Source organism: Paenibacillus sp. JL3B1040 (assembly GCF_057063165.1).
In genome coordinates this window covers 3838662-3858128 of record NZ_CM169317.1, presented here as the reverse complement: position 1 = coordinate 3858128, position 19467 = coordinate 3838662, and the positions used below count along the sequence as shown (strand labels likewise).

Here is a 19467-nt window from a genome sequence, read left to right as displayed (position 1 = left end):
ACGGAACGCTGTTCCTAATGCAGCCGGCGGAACTGCTGGGGCGTCATGCCCGTATGCTTGCGAAAGGTGGCGACGAAATGGCTGGCATCGCGAAAGCCCGTCTTGCCGGCGATCGCGGCTACGGTGACGCCGGGCTCGCTGGCCAGATGCTCCTTCGCCTTGTGGATCCGCATTTGGGTAAGGTAGCTGTACGGCGCGATGCCGAAGGTTTGCTGGAACAGCTTGCTAAGGTGTCGGCCTGACATCCCGACCACCTCCGCCAAGGTATCCAGACCGATGTCGGGATTGCCGTATTCCTGCTCCATCCAGGCAAGCAGAGGGCCCAGTTTCTCCATGTTGCGGGTGACGGCGCTGCCGCTCACCTGGCCGAATTGGCTCAGCACGGCGAGAAAACGATACACTTCCGTTGAGGTTTCCAGGCCAAACAAGTCCTGGATGCGGTCCAGCTTATTCAGCAAATGCCCGAGCAGCGGAGTCAGGGGAGCCTCCGCTTCCCAGCGGAACAACGCGGCCTCCCGGATGCCGAACGCGGCCAGGATCGACCCGGCGGCCGCCCCGCCAAAGGTGAGGTAATACGTCTCCCATCTCGTGCTGCGCTTGGCCGCATAGGCGTGAGGCATCCCCGGCGGCAGCAGCATGCCGCTGCCCGGAGGAAGCGGGACCGTTCCGTTGCCGAAGGTCAGTTCGCCTTCGCCCTCGGCGGTCTGCAGCCAATGGTAATAGGGGTATCCGTCCGGGCGGGCGATTTTCTCCTGGTTCGGGTTATAGCCTACGCTTTCCAGGAGCAACGGAAGATCCGGGGTTGCCGCCGGAGAGAATACAAAACGGGTAAAGGCCCGAGAACTCATCGTGATAAGTGCCTCCTTACTTGATCCATATTATTATATAACATTACGAAAATATTATATATAAAGCGGAAAAATTCCACCTTACAATGGACTTAGAAGTTATATATCGCTAAAGGATGTGGATATGGTGATCAACGATAAACTGCCGAAAATCTGGTACGGCGGCGACTACAATCCGGAGCAGTGGGGTCCGGACATTTGGAAAGAAGACGAGCGGATGTTCAAGCTGGCCGGAATCGACGTCGCCACGGTCAACGTGTTTTCGTGGGCCTTAATTCAGCCGAGCGAGGAAACGTACGATTTTACCCAACTGGACGAAACGATCGATCGCTTGTATAAGAGCGGTGTCCACGTCTGTCTGGCAACCAGTACCGGGGCTCACCCCGCATGGATGGCCCGCAAATATCCGGACGTGCTGCGCGTTGATGTACAGGGACGGAAACGTCGGTTTGGCGGACGGCACAACTCCTGCCCGAATTCGCCGACCTACCGCAAATATTCCGCTCGGCTGGCCGGGAAGCTGGCCGAACGCTACAAGGATCATCCCGGCCTGTTGATCTGGCATGTCTCCAACGAATACGGAGGCTACTGCTATTGCGACAATTGCGCCGCCGCGTTCCGCGTTTGGCTGCGGGAGCGGTACAAAACGCTGGATGAGCTCAACCGGGTTTGGAATACGCGATTCTGGGGCCATACGTTTTACGATTGGGAAGAGATCGTGGTTCCGAACGAACTGAGCGAGGAATGGGGCGGAAACCGCACGAATTTCCAGGGCATTTCTCTCGATTATCGCCGCTTCCAGTCGGAGTCGCTGCTGGAGTGTTACAAGCTGGAGTACGACGAAATCAAAAAGCATACTCCGAACGTACCGGTAACCACGAATTTGATGGGATTTTATCCGGAGCTGGATTACTTCGAATGGGCCAAACACATGGATATCGTCTCCTGGGACAATTATCCGTCCTTGGATACGCCGGTCAGCCACACGGCCATGACCCACGACCTGATGCGCGGGCTCAAGAGCGGTGCGCCGTTCATGCTGATGGAGCAGACGCCGAGCCAGCAAAACTGGCAGCCGTACAACTCGCTCAAGCGTCCCGGCGTGATGCGGTTGTGGAGTTATCAAGCGGTTGCGCGCGGCGCCGATACGGTGCTGTTCTTCCAACTGCGCCGTTCGATCGGGGCCTGCGAGAAATACCACGGGGCGGTGATTGAGCACGTCGGGCATGAGCATACCCGGGTATTTCGCGAGGTGGCGGAGCTCGGCCGGGAGCTGGAGCAGCTTGGCGATACGCTGCTGGATGCGCGGACCGATGCTGCGATCGGTATCGTCTACGATTGGGAGAATCGCTGGGCGCTCGAACTCTCGAGCGGGCCGACTGTGGCCCTGAACTATGTGAACGAGGTTCACAAATATTATGATACCCTGTTCCAAATGCACGTCGAAACCGACATGGTGTCGGTGGAGGAGGATTTCGGCAAATACGAAATCGTCATTGCGCCGGTCATGTACATGGTGAAGCCGGGATTCGCGAAAAAAGTCGAGGAGTTTGTGGCTAACGGAGGCACGTTTATTACCACCTTCTTCAGCGGCATCGTGAACGAGAACGATCTGGTGACGACCGGCGGTTACCCGGGCGAGCTGCGCTCCGTGCTGGGGATCTGGGCGGAAGAGATCGACGCTTTGCTGCCGGGCCGCACCAACCAAATCGTGATGAAAGAAGCTTGGGGCGAGCTGTCGGGCCAATACGAGTGCGGCCTTCTGTGCGATTTGATCCACGCCGAAGGCGCCGAAGTGCTGGCCGAATACGGCTCCGACTTCTATAAGGGGATGCCGGCCGTGACGTCCAACCGATTCGGGAAAGGCCGCGCATATTATGTGGCGAGCAGCCCGGATGCGGCCTTCCTGCAAGGGTTCCTGAAGAACTTGTGCGAGGACAAAGGAATCCGGCCGCTGCTGGACGCTCCGGCCGGCGTGGAAGTGGCCCGCCGCGTCAAGGACGGCAAGGCTTTCCTGTTCCTGCTGAACCATAACGAAGAAGCCGCCGAGGTGGAGATCGGGTCCGTCGGCATGAAGGACTTGCTCGCGAATGCCGAGGTGTCCGGCACCGTCACGGTGCCAGGGCAGGGCGTCGTCCTATTGGAAGGCAAGAAGTAAGCTCGTCCGCCGGGCATATCAGCCAAAAAACCGCAGGGGCCGTTGGGCCTTGCGGTTTTTTGGCGGTACGCCCAGCATGGGCGTCATCTCTAGGGTGAAAGTCCCGAACGGGGGCTGGCGAGCGCCTACCGTAGCCAAGGGCAAGGGTGTCCGTCGCGAGACGGAATCCGGAGGAAGCCGGAGGCAAAAGCACGGGCCAAGGTACACGAACTGGATTTGAGGCAGGATGAGTCGGATGAGTTGCCTGCACACGACGAAATCCAAAGCCGCCAAGGGCTCATCTTGTAAACTCCAGTGGTCGCGGGCGGAAAGATGACGTTCTTATCTGGGGAGGCCTGCGGGAGGAAAAAAAAAAAAAAGAGCGAAGTTCCTTCGTAACCACAGTCGGGAGGCTGTGCTGAACCCGCAGGAGTCAGCAGAGGCCATAGTACGGGAGTACGGGACGCTGGAAACCGGAAGGGCCGAACCGAAAGGAGAGAGGAAACCGATGCGTTCGCGCGAAGAGCAAAGACAGCCGAATATCCCGAAAGGGAGCTGCCAGCAAAGAGAAGCGGTGAAGCCGCCAGGGTATGCTGGAGTGCCGAGTTCTTCGACGGCACAAATCGCCCCTTCCTCTCGCAAAGACCAGAACGACTTGTTGGAGCGAATGCTCGAAGGAGAAAACCTCCGACTCGCCTATAAGCGAGTGGTACAAAACGGGGGAGCTCCCGGCGTGGACGGTGTAACGGTAGCGGAGCTACAGGCCTACCTGAAAACATACTGGGAAACGGTGAAAGCCGAACTTCTAACGGGGACGTACAGACCGCTGCCCGTCAGACGGGTGGAAATTCCCAAACCCGGAGGCGGCCTGCGGCCGCTCGGCATCCCGACCGTGATGGACCGGTTCCTCCAACAAGCACTTCTGCAAGTGATGAACCCGATTTTCGATGCCCACTTCTCATGGTACAGCTACGGCTTTAGACCGGGGAAGAGAGCACACGATGCCGTGAAGCAAGCCCAGCGATATATCCAAAGCGGTCTGCGATGGGTCGTAGATATGGACTTGGAGAAGTTCTTTGACCGGGTGAACCACGACATTCTCATGGCAAGAGTGGCGAGGAGAGTGACAGACAAGCGAGTCTTGAAGCTGATTCGAGCTTACTTGGAAGCCGGAATGATGGAAGGTGGCGTCTGCCAGAAGACGGACGAGGGAACCCCGCAAGGCGGCCCGCTAAGTCCGCTTCTGGCGAACATCTTACTCGATGATCTGGACAAAGAACTGACAAAGAGGGGACTGAGGTTTGTTCGTTACGCGGACGACTGCAACATCTTTGTAGCGAGCAGGCGAGCAGGGGAACGCGTTATGGAATCGGTGATTCGCTTCGTGGAAGGCAAGCTGAAATTGAAAGTGAATCGGGATAAGAGCGCGGTAGACCGTCCGTGGAACCGAAAGTTCCTGGGATTTAGTTTCCTGTCGAACTCACAGGCAACGATTCGTCTAGCTCCTAAAACGATCTCCCGGTTCAAGGAGAAAATCCGGGAGTTAACGAACCGTACCCGGCCCATGGCGATGGAAGAACGGATTCTGAAATTGAACCGATACCTTATGGGCTGGATGGGATACTTTCGGCTAGCCTCAGCGAAGGGGCACTGCGAAAGATTCGACCAGTGGATTCGAAGAAGACTCCGAATGTGCCTTTGGAAACAATGGAAACGGGTACGAACCCGTCTCCGAGAGTTACGTGCTCTTGGCGTTCCGGGATGGGCTGCCTTTAAGATGGCCAACTCACGAAGGGGAGCCTGGGAAATGTCCAGAAACACAAATAATGCCCTTCCGACTTCCTACTGGGAAGCAAAAGGGCTCAAAAGCTTGCTTTCTCGTTATTTGGAACTTTGTTAACCTTTTGGAACCGCCGTATGCGGACCCGCATGTACGGTGGTGTGAGAGGACGGGGGCTAGCCGCCCCCTCCTACTCGATTGCTCGCACAGAAATGTTGTAGAAACCAACTTGCCGATGCGGCGCTCAGCTGTTCTCCAGAATCGTGTTCAGGGTCGTGCGGTCCAGCCCGCGCACGAGGCGGATCAGCAGCTCTTTAGCGGCTTGGTAATCGTCCGTATGGATGATCGAAGACGACGTGTGAATGTAACGGGAGCAAATGCCGATGACGCTCGACGGCACGCCGGCGCCGCTAAGATGCACCTGTCCCGCGTCCGTGCCGCCCGGCGACACGAAGTACTGGTACTTAATCTTGTGCGTATCCGCCGTATCGCGGATATATTCGACCAAGCCGCGGTGGGTGATCATCGTCGGATCGAGAATGCGCAGCAGCGCGCCGTCGCCCAGCCGGCCGAACGCTTTTTTGTCGCCGGTCATGTCGTTGGCCGCACTGGCGTCCAGGGCGAAGAAGATGTCAGGCCGAATCAGGTTGGCCGCCGTCCGCGCGCCCCGCAAGCCCACTTCCTCCTGCACGTTGGCACCGGCGTATACGATGTTCGGCAGCTTCTCTCCGTGCAGCGCCTCCACCAGTTCGATCGCCAATCCTACGCCATAACGGTTGTCCCAGGCTTTGGCCATGATTTTCTTGGGGTTGACGAGCGGGGTGAACTCGCAAATCGGCACGATTTGCTGGCCGATCCGTACGCCGGCGGCTTCGGCCTCCTCGCGGCTGTCGGCACCGATGTCCAGGTACATCGCCTTGAGGTCCACCGGTTTGTTGCGCTGCGCCTCGTCCAGCAGATGCGTTGGGATCGATCCGACCACGCCTCGAATCGGACCGTTTGGCGTGATGATTTGCAGGCGCTGCGCCAATACCGCCTGGCTCCACCAGCCGCCCAGCGGCTGAAACGCAACCATCCCGTTGTCGCTGATGCCGGTGGTCATGAACCCGACCTCGTCGAAATGTCCGGCGACCATAACTCGCGGACCTTGTTCGTCACCGCGCAATACGCCGAACAGCCCGCCAAGGTTATCCTGCACGAATTCTTGCGTGTAAGCCGACATTTTGTCCTTGACGAAGGCGCGCAGTTCCCGTTCGAATCCGGGGGCCGCCGGAAATTCCGTCAGTTGTTTAAACAGCTCGCGCGTTTTTTCATTCATAAATTTCTCTCCTCTTTTCTTTTTGAGCTTTCTTTATAAATCGCAAATGAACATTCTATTTTAGTATGAACTACCTTTTTTCGATTGTCCATGCGGCTTATTCTTCTGCAGTTCGGCCTATGGCCGCACCGGCGTTTCACGACGGGCATATACTGCAGCAAGCAGCAGTCTGATGGGCGAATGAGGAGGCTAAGCTTAATGGAACAGTATGCTAAGGATTGGCTGATTATCTGTCTTCTTTTCATCTTGCTGGTCATCATCCTTTATTATTTGTGAACGGACCGAAACGCCGCCAAGATGAGGGCTCCTCAAACGCTTGTGAGCAACGCTATTTTGGCAAAATCGCGGCATAACAAATTCTAACGACGATGAGACACTCTATTGGCGGAAAAATCGAGTAATTTGGCTGCAAAACAGGGGAATAAGCTTCGTGGTAAGCGTTAGAATTGCAAAGTGCTATTTTTGGAGCATATAAGGTTTGTGGCAAGCGTTAGCGGTTAGGCGGATGGGTTGCCAAAGTTACAAGGTTGCAGGTTGGCGGGTCGTAAGGTCATATGGTGCTGAGTCGCGGATAGGCGGGTCGTAAGGTCATATGGTGCTGAGTCGCATGTAGGCGGGGTGCTCGGTCACATCTCGGTCACATGTAACAAAGTTGCAGGTAAGTAGATCGCCAGATAGCTTAAACGAGGATTGCTGGAGGTCGTGAACGGCAAGCAACGGTTTCGCACGTTGCGGCTTCCCGGCGCCGACCGGAGGGGAGTGGGTGCCGGATAGGGGGGCGAGGGGGTGGAGCGACCTCCGAGTGTCACCTCTGGGTGCAACCTTAGCTATACCCCGTCCCGCCTGACGCGAACCCGCCGGAAGCCCGATTCCGGCGGTTTTTTTCGTGCCTTAGGCCATGGATGATTTTCCAAACATAACAAGCGGTCGGATGGCAAATAATGAGTATACCGTGCAAGTTAGGATCATAAGGAGGAATGCCGTTTGCCTGCAAAAGCGAAAAACAAGCCGGGAGCGCGGGTGAAGCTGAACCGCCTGCTGCTGACGGAGCAAGAATACAAGCAGGTTGCCGACCAGCATAAACCGAAAACGAATATCTGGGGCAACTGTCTGAAGGCTTTTCTGGTCGGCGGGTTCATCTGCCTGATCGGCCAATGTATCCAGCAGTTGTTCATGACTTTCGCCGGCATGACGTCGCGGGAGGCGGCCAGTCCTACGGTCGCCGTGCTGATATTTATCTCCGTCGTGCTAACTTCGCTCGGCGTTTACGATAAAATCGCCCAGTGGGCGGGGGCCGGCACGGCCGTGCCCGTGACCGGGTTTGCCAACTCGATGTGCTCCTCGGCGATCGAATCCCGGGCGGAGGGGCTTGTCCTCGGCGTTGGCGCCAACATGTTCAAACTGGCGGGATCGGTGATCGTGTTCGGCGTTGTGGCCGCCTTCATCGTGGGAGTCATCCACGTCATTTTCGGTCTGGGAGGGGTGCATTAACCGATGTTGATCGGCGCGCAAACCTGGGAGTTCCGCTCCAAACCGGCGATCGTCGGGGCGGCCACGGTCGTCGGACCGGAAGAAGGGGAAGGTCCGTTGTCGCATACCTTCGATTTCGTCTACGACAATTTGGAAATTGACGAGAAGACGTGGGAAAAAGCGGAGCGCAAGCTGCTGGAGCACGCTTCGGCCCTCGCTTTGGTCCATGCCGGTATCGGCCGGGAGGATTTATCCTTCTTCATCGGTGGGGACTTGATGAACCAGATTATCACCGCGACGTTTGCGGCCCGCTCGATCGCCGCTCCGTATCTCGGCGTGTTCGGCGCCTGCTCCACCTCGATGGAAAGCCTGGCGCTTGCCGCCTTCCTGGCCGATGCCGGCGGCGCGCGCTACGTGATGGCCGGTACGGCCAGCCATAACTGTACGGTGGAGAAGCAATTCCGCTATCCGACCGAATACGGTTCGCAAAAGCCGGCGACGGCCCAATATACGATCACGGGGGCGGGCTGCGCGGTCGTATCGGCGGCGGGATCCGGTCCCCGCATCACGCATGCCACGATCGGGCGCATCCAGGATCTCGGCGTCAAAGATCCGTTCAACATGGGGGCGGCGATGGCCCCGGCCGCGGCCGACACCTTGGTCTCACATTTCCGCGATACGGGCCGCGGGCCGGAGGATTACGATTTGATCGTAACCGGAGACTTGGCTTCGGTGGGACATGCCATCGTCAAGGATCTTCTTGGCAAAGACGGCGTCTCTATGGATAAAACGGAGTTCAACGATTGCGGGCTCATGATTTATGACCGTGAAAAACAGACCTACGTCAATGCCGGAGGCAGCGGCTGCGGATGCTCCGCCGTCGTCACCTACGGCCACATTTTACGAAAATTAAGGAACCGGGAGCTTCACCGGGTGCTGGTCGTTGCCACGGGCGCCCTCTTGTCACCGCTGTCCTACCAGCAAGGCGAGAGCATTCCCGGCATCGCTCACGCGGTCGCCCTGGAACAGGAGGAATACGAAAGATGATATTTGTATGGGCATTTGTGGTTGGCGGATTGATTTGCGTCGTCGGCCAACTGATGTTTGACGTGCTGAAGCTGACGCCGGCTCACACAATGAGTTCGCTGGTCGTCGCCGGAGCGGTGATGGATGCGTTCGGATGGTACGATCCGCTGGTGAAGTTCGCCGGAGCGGGCGCCTCCGTGCCGATTACGAGCTTCGGCAACTCGCTGGTTCATGGAGCGTTAACCGAACTGCAGGAAGTTGGCTGGATCGGGGTGATCACCGGGATCTTCGAGGTGACCAGCGCGGGGATTTCGGCGGCGATCATTTTTTCCTTCCTTGCGGCGCTTGTGGCTCGGCCCAAAGGTTAATTTTTCGGAAATCGTCTTGCTTTTTACGGGGATCGGTGTACTCCCTATCTATCTTCATGTAAAATAGGTAGATATATATAGGTCTTACTTGGGAGGGAAAATGCGTGCCCGTACATGAGCAATCGATGCAAACTTTGAACGCCGTGAAGAACAACCTGGAGTCGTGCATTTTAGGAAAATCGTTTGAAATCAAACTGCTGCTCTCGGCGCTGCTGGCCGGCGGCCATGTGTTAATCGAGGACGTACCCGGTACCGGCAAGACGCAGCTTGTCAAGGCGCTGGCCAAATCGATGAGCGGCGATTACCGGCGCATTCAATGCAATCCGGATATTTTGCCCAGCGATATTACGGGGGTTTCGGTTTTCCATCCCCATGAAGAACGATTCGTATTCCGGCCGGGTCCGGTGATGACGCATATTTTGCTGGCGGATGAAATTAACAGAGCCACCACGAAAACGCAGTCGGCCTTGCTGGAAGTCATGGAGGAACGAAGCGTGACCGCCGACGGGGTAACCTATCCGCTTCCCCATCCCTTTATGCTCTGCGCCACGCAGAATCCGATCGATTTCGAAGGCACCTACCTGCTGCCGGAAGCCCAATTGGACCGATTTATGATGAAGATCGGCATCGGATACCCCGACGCCGGCACGGAGAAAGCGATGCTTCAATCCCATAGCCTGGGGCAGCCGGCCGACCAGTTGGAATCGGTTACAACGATGGAAGAGATCGCCGCGATCCAGCGCGAGGTGCAGAATGTGCATATTAGCGAACCGTTGGCCGATTATTTGCTGGAGATCGTCCGCCGGACAAGGGAGCACGAAGATGTTTTGCTGGGCGCTTCGCCGCGTGCTTCGCTGGCTTTTATGGCCGCGGTAAAGGCGTATGCTTTCCTGGGTGAGCGGGATTACGTGCTGCCTGACGATATCAAGACGCTGGCGCCGTACGTACTGGAACATCGGATCCTATTGCGCCCCGAGTCCCGCCTGGGGCACCGGAACGTCGGCGAGGTGCTGCAGCAAATTCTCCGGCAGATCCATGTACCGGTCGCCGTAGGACGGTAACCGATGCGCGCGCTGGTCGAAGGCGTCAAATCGGGCCTAACTTCCCGCAAGTTCTGGAAAGTTGCGTCCGTCTGGCTGGTCTGCCTGCTGTATGTGTTGTTTCAAGGCGGGAAGACCTCGCTGATGTTGTTTATGATGGTTTCGGTGCTGTGCTTCTATTGGGCGGTCGGCGGCCTCGGCGGCGTTAAGCGAATCAAGGGCTCCAGGACGATGTCGCTCTCCGGTGAACGGGGCGCGGTGCTTCAGGCCGGGGACCAAGTGCTGGTCAAGCTGCAACTGCAGCTTCCGGCATTCCTGCCGCTCCCTTACATCGTCATCCGGGAAACGCTGCGCCGCCATAACGGCGATACCTGGGTGTTCGAGGACAGCGTAGTGCCTTACTTCAGTTCCAGATCCGAGCTGGTGTACAAAACACCGCCGCTCGAGCGCGGCAAATACGGATTTGCCGGTACGATTTGCAGCGGCGAGGATATTTTCGGCCTGGTAGAACATACCAGCGTTTTTCAGACCGGCGGAGAGTTTCGCATCCTTCCCCGGACGGTGTTCATCCCTCATTGGGAGCTGTACAGCCGCAATTCGCGTCTGGCCGGCCCGGAGACGGCCGTTGCGCTGTCGCGCCGGGAATCGACCCAGATCAACGGGGTGCGTGACTATGTGTACGGGGACCGGATTTCGCGGATTCACTGGAGCGCCACCGCAAAGACGGGGACTTGGAAGTCCAAGGAATTCGAGCATGAATCGCTGCCCAAAATGCTTCTGTTGCTGGACGCCCATTCCGGCGGGTATCTCCGCCCGGCGCAGTTCGAATTGGCCGTATCCACGGCGGCGTCGCTGCTGGAATACGGGGCCAGGGAACGCATCAGTATGGGGCTTTGCACACTTAGCAAGAACCTGCGTTATTTTCCGCCGGCGGAAAGTTATCTGGAGCGGCAGCAGATGCTGCACCAGCTCGTCGATATTAATGCGGACGGGTTCGGCAACTACAAGGAACGCTTGGAGGCGCAGCAGGATCTGTTTCAGCCGGGCGCGTTCTTCATCCTCATCAGCCCGTTGGCGGACGATAAGGTGCTCGCCATGCTAAGGTTAGCCAAATCGCGGCAGATGATCCCGTACCATATCCAGATCGGGGATGAGACCGCGGCGGGCGTGCCGAGCGCCTACCGGGCCGGCAAGCGCTCCGCCTGGCAGGGAACTCTGCAGGAACGGGGACTGCGCGGTGTATACGTTTCCTCCCTCCGCGAGCTCCCCTCGGCGATGGGGGGTGCGAAGCTGTGAAACAAGCGGCAAAACCGCAATATCCGAGATCTTATCGGACATTGACGTTGCTGTGGCTCGTCATTATCGCGATGCAATGGATCGACTTTACGGAACCGCTCTGGTTTTCGGTGACGACCACATTGGTCACCGTAACGATTCTGATGATGGCTTTGGTGGAATGGTTGCTGCCGGTACAGGCGGCATGGAAATGGACGATCAAAATCTTCGTGCTGCTGACCGTATGGCGTTTTATCCTGACCAGCTACGGCGTTTACGTGCCGTATGGCCCGTTTTTTCCCGATCAGATTCGCGGCATGGCGTTGACCTTCACGCCGTATATCTGGTTTTCGCTGGTGGCCTGGGCGCTGCTGGAGGCGGCGCTGCGGCTCGTCGTGAACCGCCCGAGAATCCTGCTGTTTCTGGCGGCTCATCTGGTAACGTTTGCGATTTTGGACTCATTTACGCGTTACTATTTATGGCATAACGTGGCTTGGATCGTATTTGCCGGTCTCGGTTGGCTGGTGAGCGCGCATTTCCACGAATATCGCCGGAAATATCCCCAGGGCTGGCGGCGTCTGCGGCAGAGCCCGCTTAAGATCGCCGTAAATGTCGGCATCGTGTTTGCCTGCGTGCTGTTGATCGGGATTAGCATGCCGTCGGTTTCGCCGACGCTGACCGATCCGTATACGGCCTGGATCAAGCGAAGCGGGGGAGGCGGCGGCGAACCCTCGGCGCTGACCGGCGCGCTTGGAGAGAGCCCGTCGGCAGTTCAAGAGGAAATCGTCTCCGGCTACAGCCGGGACGACAAAACCCTTGGCGACGGCTTCGAGTTCAGCTACAGCCCGGTCATGTCGATCGATACGCCGGTGAGGTCCTATTGGCGGGGAGAAACCCGGCGCATCTATTCCGGTACGGGTTGGGCGGACCTGGAGAGGGAAGGCCGGGATGCGGAGCGTTACCGCGGCGGTCCGGACGCGGACCCGCTTGTGCACGCGCAACCGGGTAAGGTGGAAACGATGCGGGTGGAGCAGACGGTGACGATGAACACCGATAAGGTATATCCGGTGCTGTTCGGCGGCTATGCCATCGAAAGCGTCGAACTGCTTGACGAACGGCAACAAGCGGATATGCGCTGGGCCGGCAAGCAGGCGGAGCTGTTCTGGAACGGCTACCGCGATCCCGGCGATTTGCCGGATTATCCCCGGAAATACAAGGTTGTCGCGAATATTCCGTTAATCCCTCTGGAGGAACTGGAACAGGCGAGTTACGAAACGTTATATCCCGAAGGAGCGCCGGAGGAATATTTGCAACTGCCGGGCAGTTTGCCGCAACGGGTCATAGACCTGGCCGAGCAGATCACTGCGGAAGGCAGTACGCCGTATGCGAAAATGGATTTGCTGCAGGCTTACCTCCGGCAGAATTACGAATATACGAACAAACCGGATTTGACCCGTAAGCGAAGCGACGACTTCGTTGACAGCTTCTTGTTTGACATCCGCCAAGGATATTGTGATTATTATTCGACGTCGATGGTTGTCATGGCCCGCTCGCTGGGCATACCGGCGCGATGGGTCAAAGGCTACGCCCCCGGCAGCCAGCCGAGCGACGAGATGATGATGCGCAGCCCGGAGCTGGGACGGGCGTACAATGTGAGCAACGCCGATGCCCACTCCTGGGCGGAGTTGTATTTCGGCGATTACGGCTGGATTCCGTTTGAGGCGACGCCGGGTTTTGTCTCGCCGATTATGCTGGCGCCGGAGGAGAGCGAGGAGGCGTTCGCGCCGGATATGGAAACCGATACGGAAGTTTCGGCGGCCGAGGAAGGCTTCTTCTCCAAGCTGGATCCGGTGATCATGCAACGGATTTTCGTGTCGGCCGTAAGCGTGCTGCTGCTTTGGACCCTCTACCAGTTGCGCTCGGAGATCTATTTCCTTTGGCTCCGGCTGCGGGTGGGGCGCCCGCTGACTTCGGGCGAGAAGACGGTATACGAGACGCTGCGGCTTGTGAAGCGGCTCGGCCGCAGGGGCTTCACGCGCGTCGACCAGGAGACGCTGCGGGAGGCGTTCGGGCGGTGGAAGCTTGAGCGGCCGCAGCTCGCGGAAGCGCTGGACCCGCTGCTGCTCCATTACGAACAGGCAAACTACGGCCGAAGCCCGGGCACGGCGGATTGGCGCGCGGTACGGGAATTGTCGCGGCGTGCCGTCAAATTGGCCGGGGGCAACGGGTTGAGGCAAGCCCTGCCGTTCAGCGGCAAACGGTTCCTCGGCCGGTAATCCGCCGAACGCCGCCCCCGGCGGCTTGGGTTCGCCAGCCTTCGCTTCGGGAACTTTACTTCCATAACGCCCCCGCGCTTGCGTGGGAGGCGTTTTCTTTTTTAAAATAGAAGCATGTCGGGGGAAGAATATGGTATAGTTTGTCGTATGAAACTGAGGTGAGCGTATTTGTTTGAGAAGTTTATGCCGAATCTGCGCGTGGACAGCGTATTCGATATCGATCTGGAAGGACTCTATGCCCAAGGCTACCGCGGCATCATCACCGACCTGGACAACACGCTGGTCGGAGCCAAAGCGCCGCTGGCCACTCCCGAACTGATCGGTTGGTTTGAGAAAGTGAAGAAATGCGGGTTTAAACTCGTGATTGTGTCAAACAATAATTTGGACAGGGTGTCGGTATTCGCCAGCCCTTTGAATATTGAGTTTGTGCACGCAGCCAGAAAACCGTCCGGCGCGGCTTTCCACCGAGCCATGGAAATGATGGGCCTGGGCCCGCGGGAGACGATCGTCGTCGGCGACCAAATGATGACCGACGTGTTTGGCGGCAACCGGCAAGGGTTATATACCGTGCTTGTGCTCCCGATTTCCGTCCAGGACGAAGGGATCGGCACGAGGATTAACCGCCAGTTGGAGCGTTTCGTGAAGCGGCGGCTGGGCAAGGTTGGATTATGGCTCGAGGAGGACAAGAAGCGATGACGGAAGTACGGAGCGCGGAAGGCGCTCTTCGTTGCAGCGGGTGCGGCGTCATGCTGCAAACGCAAAATTCGAGTAAGCCGGGGTTCGTCCCGGAGCAGGCCTTAACGAAAGAACCGGTCATTTGCCAGCGCTGTTTCCGGATCAAGAACTATAATGAATCCTCGTCGATAACGGTGGAGCAGGACGAGTTCCTGCGGCTGCTGTCGCAGATCGGCGGCAAGGAAGCGCTGGTCATCCATATCGTGGACCTGTTCGATTTCCAGGGCAGCGTCATTTCCGGACTGCAGCGGTTTGTCGGGAACAATCCGGTGTTGCTGGCCGTCAACAAAACCGATCTGCTGCCGAAGGTGACGAACTGGAACAAAGTGCGTAACTGGGTGCAGAAGGAAGCGAAGGATCTGGGGTTGAAGATCGAAGACGTCGTCCTGTGCAGCGCCAAGCAAAACAGCGGCTTCGACCGGCTGCTGGAAGCGGTGGCGGCGCGGCGCGGCGACCGCGACGTGTATGTCGTCGGCGCGACGAACGTCGGCAAATCGACGCTGATCAACCGGCTGATCCGCGATTACAGCGATCTGGAGCAGGAGCTCACCGTATCGCGCTATCCGGGCACGACGCTCGACATGGTGCACATCCCGCTGGACGACGGCCGGGCGATCATCGATACGCCCGGGATCATGTATCCGTCAAGGTACAGCGAACTGGTGGCCCCTGCAGATCTGGGGGTCATTATGCCGGACAAACCGCTCAAACCGGCGGTGTACCAGCTGAATGAGGGGCAGACGCTCTTTTTTGGCGGGTTTGGTCGGTTCGATTTCATTCAGGGGGAACGCCAGTCGTTCACCTGCTTCGTCAGCGGCCGCGTGCCGATTCACCGCACGAAGCTGGAGCGGGCGGACGAGCTGTTCGCGGAGCATGCCGGCGAAATGCTGGCGCCGCCGAGCCGGGAGCGTCTCGAAGCTCTGCCTGAATGGACGCGGCACGAGTTCCGGATTCCGAAGGGCAGCCGGAGCGACCTGTTCATTTCCGGCCTGGGCTGGATCAAGATCAACAACGATTTTGGCGCGGTCGTTGCGGCGCACGTGCCTAAAGGCGTGAAGGTGCTGGTTCGGCCGTCGTTGATTTGATGGGGGATGGACGTTTTGTACCTTCAATAAGAGTAAAAAACAGCGTTATTTTATGCGATATGGGTATTTTAGACAAAATAGCGTTGTTATTTCACTCTATTTAGCGAGGAGAGTGTCGGAACGGCCGGTTTTCGAGGAGTTAAGGTGATTTATTACCGCTATTTTCCCGTTAATGGCTTGATTAGGGGGAATAGCGTTAATTTTTAACCTTATTTCGCGGAGACAGGCAATCGAACAAAGCAAAGCGGAGGAGAGCGGAGGAGAATCGATGGGAGAGTATGCGAATCACGAGAAACGGAAAAGGGCACACGCGCCGGAAAACGAACGGGAAGGGCTGCAGGCGGGCTCGCAGGATAATGTGCAGAAAACGATGCAGGATCCAGCGCAGGTAACCTTGCAGGCGAGTACGCAGGCAACCTTACAGGCATATACGCAGGCTGCCCCCCGCAATGAGCCGCTGCTGCTCGGCGTCATCGGCGATCCGATCCAGCATTCGAAATCGCCGGCGATGCATACCGCCGCTTTGCGGACCTGCGGGCTCGCGGGCACCTACCTGCCGTTCCACGTCAAGGGGAACCGGTTGGAGGAAGCGATCCGAGGCATCCGCGCGCTTGGGTTCCGGGGCATCAATGTCACGGTCCCGCATAAGCTGGACGTCATGAACTACTTGGACCGGATCGACGAAGGCGCGCGTTTGATCGGCGCGGTGAACACGATCGTGAACGACGACGGCGTGCTGACCGGGTACAACACCGACGGCATCGGGTATATCCGCTCTCTGAAAGAGGAGGCGGTCCCGGAACTGAAGGGCAAACGCGTGCTGGTGTTGGGATCCGGCGGCGCGGCGCGCGGCATCGTATACGCGCTGCTGCAGGAGCGGCCGGGCCTCGTGACGATCGCCAACCGCACGGCGGAGAAAGCGCGGGAGCTGGCCGCCGAATGGGCCCATCTCGGCAGTTTGAGCGGCTGCGGGCTGGAGGATCTGGATGCGGTACTGCCGGAAGTTGATGTCATTATCAACACGACCTCCGTTGGCATGCATCCGCGTGTCGGCGACTGTCCGCTGGATTCGCGGCAAATCCCGGAAGGGATCGTCGTCAGCGATCTGATCTACAACCCGCTGAAGACGGAGCTCCTGCAGCAGGCCGAGGTTCGAGGATGTACGATCCACAGCGGACTCGGAATGTTCATCTACCAGGGGGCTTACGCGTTTGAGCATTGGACGGGCCGGGCCGCTCCGGTCGAAGCGATGCGGGCCGCGGTTTTGGCGAGCATGCATCAATAAAGCAAGTTGTCGCATAATTGAATACTAAGGGGTCATGAAACGAAATGTTAACGGGAAAACAAAAACGCCACCTGCGCAGTTTGGCGCACGGGCTGCAGCCGATTTTTCAAGTGGGCAAAGGCGGCACGAACGAGCATATGATCAAGCAGATTTCGGAAGCGCTCGAGCGCCGGGAGCTGATCAAAATCTCCGTGCTGAACAACAACCTGGACGATCCGCAGGAAATCGCCGAGGAACTGGCGAAAGGCGCCGACGCGGAACTGGTTCAGCTCATCGGCCGGACGATCATCCTGTACAAGGAATCTCGCGAATACAAGCAAATCGAACTTCCATAGGTTCGTGGAGGAAACGTGAAATGAAAAAAGTCGGAATTATGGGCGGGGCGTTTGATCCGATTCACCTCGGCCACTTACTGGCGGCGGAGGCCGCCAGAGAACAATATCATCTGGATGAGGTTTGGTTCATGCCCTCCCATATCCCTCCGCACAAGCATCAGGCCGGCGTCAGCGGCCAGCAGCGGTTGGAGATGGTGGAGGCGGCGATCGCCAGCCATCCCGCTTTTAAGCCGCTCGACATCGAGCTGCGCCGCGGCGGGGTCTCCTATACCGTGGACACGATCCGGGAAATCCGTTCGCTGCATCCCGATCCGGAATTCTATTTCATTATCGGGGCCGATATGGTCAATTATCTGCCCAAATGGGAAGGCATCGAGGATCTGGCCGGGATGATTACGTTTATCGGGCTGCAGCGTCCCGGGAGCTTCCTGGAGCTGGACGCCTTGCCTCCGTTTATTCAGGAAGCGGTGCAGCTTGCGGAAATGCCGCTCGTCGATATTTCCTCAAGCCTGATTCGCAGCCGTTTAGCGGCCGGACATTCGGTCAGGTATATGGTTCCGGACGCCGTGTATGAATACATGACAAGGAGCGGATTGTATGGGTTACAGCCGTGAAGAACTGATCGCTGCCGTGTCGGCGGGGATGCCGGCCAAACGTTGGAAGCATGTCGAAGGCGTGATGGAGAGCGCGGTCATCCTGGCCAAACGGTACGGCGCCGATCCGGTCAAAGCCGATTTGGCCGCCCTGCTGCATGACCTGGCCAAGTTTTGGCCGATCGAAGAGCAGGTAGCGATCATCCGCGAGAATGGCTTGAACGCCGAATTGCTTCACCATGACAAGCAGCTATTGCATGCCGAGGTCGGGGCTTTTATTTCCCGGCGGGATTACGGCGTGGAGGATCAGGAGGTGCTGGATGCGATCCGTTACCATACCTCCGGCCGGGAGGGGATGACCCTGCTGGACAAAATCGTTTGCCTGGCCGATTATATCGAGCCGGGACGCGAATTTCCGGGCGTGGAGAAGATTCGCGAGCTGGCGGAGACGAGTCTGGAGGACGCGCTGGTCGCGGGGTTCGACTCGACGATTTCTTTTTTGCTGGAGAAAGGAAAACCGATCTTTCCGCTGACGGTGTTGGCGCGCAACGATTTAATCGCAAACCGAATGAAATCAAGGGAGGCTGAGTGAATGGCGGTAAGTTCGAACGAATTGATGAACATGGCGGTGCAAGCCGCAGACGATAAGAAAGCAATGAACATCGTGGCGCTGGATTTGAAGGGAATTTCCCTGATCGCGGACTATTTTGTGATCTGCCACGGCAACTCGGATACGCAGGTGCAGGCGATCGCCACCGAGGTCCGAAAAAGAGCGCATGAGGCCGGCGCGCAGGTCCGCGGCATCGAAGGCATGGACTCGGCCCGTTGGGTGCTCATGGATTTGGGCGACGTGGTCGTCCATGTGTTCCATCGCGACGAACGCGAATATTACAATATCGAGCGGCTTTGGTCGGATGCCAAAGTCGTGGAGACGGTATGAGCCTGGTCGCGGGGACAACCGTATCTTTGCCGATCGATCGCGAGGTGTCGCCGTACGGATATTTTCTTAGCGCAGGCGGGCAGGACGTCCTGCTGCATTACTCCGAGCTGACTCGTCAGGTCAAGCCGGGGGAAACGGTCGAGGTGTTCCTGTTCTACGATACGGAGGACCGACTGGCGGCCACGATGAAAAAGCCGTATCTTACGCTCGGCGAGCTGGCGCTGCTCGAGGTGGCGGACGTGCATCCGCGGCTGGGCTGCTTCCTGGAGATGGGGCTTGGCCGTCAACTGCTGCTGCCGATCCGCGAACTGCCCGAGCTGAAGGAGCTGCATCCGCAGGTTGGCGATCAGGTCTACGTCATCATGGAGCATGACAAACAGGGCCGGCTCAAAGCGAAGCTGGCGGGCGAGCAGGAGCTGGCTCCTCACGCCTTCCATGCCCCGGATTCGTGGAAAAACCAATGGCTGGACGCCATCGTCTACAAACCGCTGCAAATGGGGACATTTGTGGTCGTCCAAGGTGGTGTGCTGGGGTTCGGTGCGATCGGGATGATCCACGCCTCGGAACGCAGCCGTCTGCTGCGGCTAGGCGAACGCGTGCAGGTACGGGTGGCGCATATCCGTGAGGACGGGCGCGTGAACCTGGCGATGGCGCCGCGCAAGGAAATCGGCATGGGCCAGGACGCGGAGCGCATCCTCGCCTATCTGGAGAGCCGCCCCGGCGGAGGCATGCCGTATTCCGACGCGACGCCGCCGGATTTGATCAAGCAGCGGTTTGCCATCAGCAAATCCGCATTCAAGCGGGCGATCGGCAAGCTGATGAAGGAAGGCAAAGTCGTCCAGAAAGAAAATTGGACTTACTTGGTGCAGTCTCCGTCTGCCGGTGCGGACGATGGAAATCAGCCGGAAGCCTAAACGACGGAAACAGCAGCATCCGGACAGAAAGCGGTGACAAGC

At 58.0% G+C, this 19467-nt stretch carries 19 protein-coding genes; 17 read left to right on the top strand and 2 right to left on the bottom strand.

From position 1 onward, the window contains the following. Positions 1–14 precede the first annotated feature (14 nt). Positions 15–848 (bottom strand): AraC family transcriptional regulator, encoded by an 834-nt coding sequence (locus tag ACZF99_RS17505; protein ID WP_483606351.1) that lies wholly within the window; start codon positions 846–848, stop codon positions 15–17. A gap of 127 nt (positions 849–975) precedes the next feature. Between ACZF99_RS17505 and ACZF99_RS17500 the strand changes: the two genes are divergently transcribed. Further along, positions 976–3006: a beta-galactosidase gene (locus ACZF99_RS17500; RefSeq protein ID WP_483606350.1), complete on the top strand. Its 2031-nt coding sequence runs from the start codon at positions 976–978 to the stop codon at positions 3004–3006. Between the two features lie 487 nt (positions 3007–3493). Further along, positions 3494–4885 carry a group II intron reverse transcriptase/maturase gene (ltrA, locus tag ACZF99_RS17495; protein WP_483606349.1) on the top strand — a complete coding sequence of 464 codons (1392 nt, stop codon included), beginning with the start codon at positions 3494–3496 and terminating at the stop codon, positions 4883–4885. Positions 4886–5009: 124 nt separating this feature from the next. Here ltrA and ACZF99_RS17490 read toward each other — a convergent pair whose 3' ends face one another. Next, positions 5010–6083 carry a M42 family metallopeptidase gene (locus ACZF99_RS17490; RefSeq protein WP_483606348.1) on the bottom strand — a complete coding sequence of 358 codons (1074 nt, stop codon included), beginning with the start codon at positions 6081–6083 and terminating at the stop codon, positions 5010–5012. A gap of 218 nt (positions 6084–6301) precedes the next feature. On the opposite strand from ACZF99_RS17490, the gene ACZF99_RS17485 reads away from it, so the two are divergent. The 15 genes from ACZF99_RS17485 to ACZF99_RS17415 all read left to right on the top strand — a co-directional run bounded on the left by ACZF99_RS17485 (position 6302) and on the right by ACZF99_RS17415 (position 19425). Continuing rightward, positions 6302–6436, top strand: coding sequence for a hypothetical protein (locus tag ACZF99_RS17485; protein ID WP_483606347.1), 135 nt, complete (start codon positions 6302–6304; stop codon positions 6434–6436). 631 nt (positions 6437–7067) lie between these two features. Further along, a complete protein-coding gene (gene spoVAC / locus ACZF99_RS17480) occupies positions 7068–7574 on the top strand; it encodes a stage V sporulation protein AC (RefSeq protein WP_483606346.1) in 507 nt (168 codons plus the stop codon). 3 nt (positions 7575–7577) lie between these two features. After that, positions 7578–8600 (top strand): stage V sporulation protein AD, encoded by a 1023-nt coding sequence (gene spoVAD, locus ACZF99_RS17475; protein WP_483606345.1) that lies wholly within the window; start codon positions 7578–7580, stop codon positions 8598–8600. Beyond that, positions 8597–8947 carry a stage V sporulation protein AE gene (gene spoVAE / locus ACZF99_RS17470; RefSeq protein WP_483606344.1) on the top strand — a complete coding sequence of 117 codons (351 nt, stop codon included), beginning with the start codon at positions 8597–8599 and terminating at the stop codon, positions 8945–8947. Before spoVAD ends, spoVAE begins: the two co-directional genes overlap by 4 nt. 104 nt (positions 8948–9051) lie before the next feature. Continuing rightward, positions 9052–10008 (top strand): AAA family ATPase, encoded by a 957-nt coding sequence (locus ACZF99_RS17465; RefSeq protein ID WP_483606343.1) that lies wholly within the window; start codon positions 9052–9054, stop codon positions 10006–10008. Between the two features lie 3 nt (positions 10009–10011). After that, on the top strand, positions 10012–11283 hold the full coding sequence (locus ACZF99_RS17460) for a DUF58 domain-containing protein (protein WP_483606342.1): 1272 nt from the start codon (positions 10012–10014) through the stop codon (positions 11281–11283). After that, complete coding sequence (locus tag ACZF99_RS17455) at positions 11280–13538, top strand: DUF4129 domain-containing transglutaminase family protein (protein ID WP_483606341.1); 2259 nt, start codon at positions 11280–11282, stop codon at positions 13536–13538. Before ACZF99_RS17460 ends, ACZF99_RS17455 begins: the two co-directional genes overlap by 4 nt. Before the next feature lie 168 nt (positions 13539–13706). Next, the gene (locus ACZF99_RS17450; protein ID WP_483606340.1) at positions 13707–14234 is read left to right on the top strand and encodes a YqeG family HAD IIIA-type phosphatase; all 528 of its coding nucleotides are present in this window, start codon (positions 13707–13709) and stop codon (positions 14232–14234) included. Next, positions 14231–15358: a ribosome biogenesis GTPase YqeH gene (yqeH, locus tag ACZF99_RS17445; RefSeq protein WP_483606339.1), complete on the top strand. Its 1128-nt coding sequence runs from the start codon at positions 14231–14233 to the stop codon at positions 15356–15358. The genes ACZF99_RS17450 and yqeH overlap by 4 nt, the downstream gene beginning before the upstream one ends. Positions 15359–15626: 268 nt before the next feature. Then, positions 15627–16643, top strand: coding sequence for a shikimate dehydrogenase (gene aroE / locus ACZF99_RS17440; protein ID WP_483606338.1), 1017 nt, complete (start codon positions 15627–15629; stop codon positions 16641–16643). Between the two features lie 44 nt (positions 16644–16687). Next, positions 16688–16978 carry a ribosome assembly RNA-binding protein YhbY gene (yhbY, locus tag ACZF99_RS17435; RefSeq protein WP_483606337.1) on the top strand — a complete coding sequence of 97 codons (291 nt, stop codon included), beginning with the start codon at positions 16688–16690 and terminating at the stop codon, positions 16976–16978. Positions 16979–16998: 20 nt separating this feature from the next. Further along, positions 16999–17592 carry a nicotinate-nucleotide adenylyltransferase gene (locus ACZF99_RS17430; RefSeq protein ID WP_483606336.1) on the top strand — a complete coding sequence of 198 codons (594 nt, stop codon included), beginning with the start codon at positions 16999–17001 and terminating at the stop codon, positions 17590–17592. Then, on the top strand, positions 17576–18163 hold the full coding sequence (gene yqeK / locus ACZF99_RS17425; RefSeq protein WP_483606335.1) for a bis(5'-nucleosyl)-tetraphosphatase (symmetrical) YqeK: 588 nt from the start codon (positions 17576–17578) through the stop codon (positions 18161–18163). Before ACZF99_RS17430 ends, yqeK begins: the two co-directional genes overlap by 17 nt. Next, positions 18164–18511 carry a ribosome silencing factor gene (rsfS, locus tag ACZF99_RS17420; protein ID WP_483606334.1) on the top strand — a complete coding sequence of 116 codons (348 nt, stop codon included), beginning with the start codon at positions 18164–18166 and terminating at the stop codon, positions 18509–18511. After that, entirely contained in the window at positions 18508–19425 is a 918-nt protein-coding gene (locus ACZF99_RS17415) for a CvfB family protein (RefSeq protein WP_483606333.1), read from the top strand. Before rsfS ends, ACZF99_RS17415 begins: the two co-directional genes overlap by 4 nt. Positions 19426–19467: the final 42 nt, after the last annotated feature.

What these genes read in the sequence shown, in the direction of transcription:
- ACZF99_RS17505 (WP_483606351.1), bottom strand. Translation starts at nt 848, where the DNA reads ATGAGTTCTCGGGCCTTTACCCGTTTTGTATTCTCTCCGGCGGCAACC.
- ltrA (WP_483606349.1), top strand. Translation starts at nt 3,494, where the DNA reads ATGCGTTCGCGCGAAGAGCAAAGACAGCCGAATATCCCGAAAGGGAGC.
- ACZF99_RS17490 (WP_483606348.1), bottom strand. Translation starts at nt 6,083, where the DNA reads ATGAATGAAAAAACGCGCGAGCTGTTTAAACAACTGACGGAATTTCCG.
- spoVAD (WP_483606345.1), top strand. Translation starts at nt 7,578, where the DNA reads ATGTTGATCGGCGCGCAAACCTGGGAGTTCCGCTCCAAACCGGCGATC.
- spoVAE (WP_483606344.1), top strand. Translation starts at nt 8,597, where the DNA reads ATGATATTTGTATGGGCATTTGTGGTTGGCGGATTGATTTGCGTCGTC.
- ACZF99_RS17460 (WP_483606342.1), top strand. Translation starts at nt 10,012, where the DNA reads ATGCGCGCGCTGGTCGAAGGCGTCAAATCGGGCCTAACTTCCCGCAAG.
- yqeH (WP_483606339.1), top strand. Translation starts at nt 14,231, where the DNA reads ATGACGGAAGTACGGAGCGCGGAAGGCGCTCTTCGTTGCAGCGGGTGC.
- aroE (WP_483606338.1), top strand. Translation starts at nt 15,627, where the DNA reads ATGGGAGAGTATGCGAATCACGAGAAACGGAAAAGGGCACACGCGCCG.
- yhbY (WP_483606337.1), top strand. Translation starts at nt 16,688, where the DNA reads ATGTTAACGGGAAAACAAAAACGCCACCTGCGCAGTTTGGCGCACGGG.
- ACZF99_RS17430 (WP_483606336.1), top strand. Translation starts at nt 16,999, where the DNA reads ATGAAAAAAGTCGGAATTATGGGCGGGGCGTTTGATCCGATTCACCTC.
- yqeK (WP_483606335.1), top strand. Translation starts at nt 17,576, where the DNA reads ATGGGTTACAGCCGTGAAGAACTGATCGCTGCCGTGTCGGCGGGGATG.
- rsfS (WP_483606334.1), top strand. Translation starts at nt 18,164, where the DNA reads ATGGCGGTAAGTTCGAACGAATTGATGAACATGGCGGTGCAAGCCGCA.
- ACZF99_RS17415 (WP_483606333.1), top strand. Translation starts at nt 18,508, where the DNA reads ATGAGCCTGGTCGCGGGGACAACCGTATCTTTGCCGATCGATCGCGAG.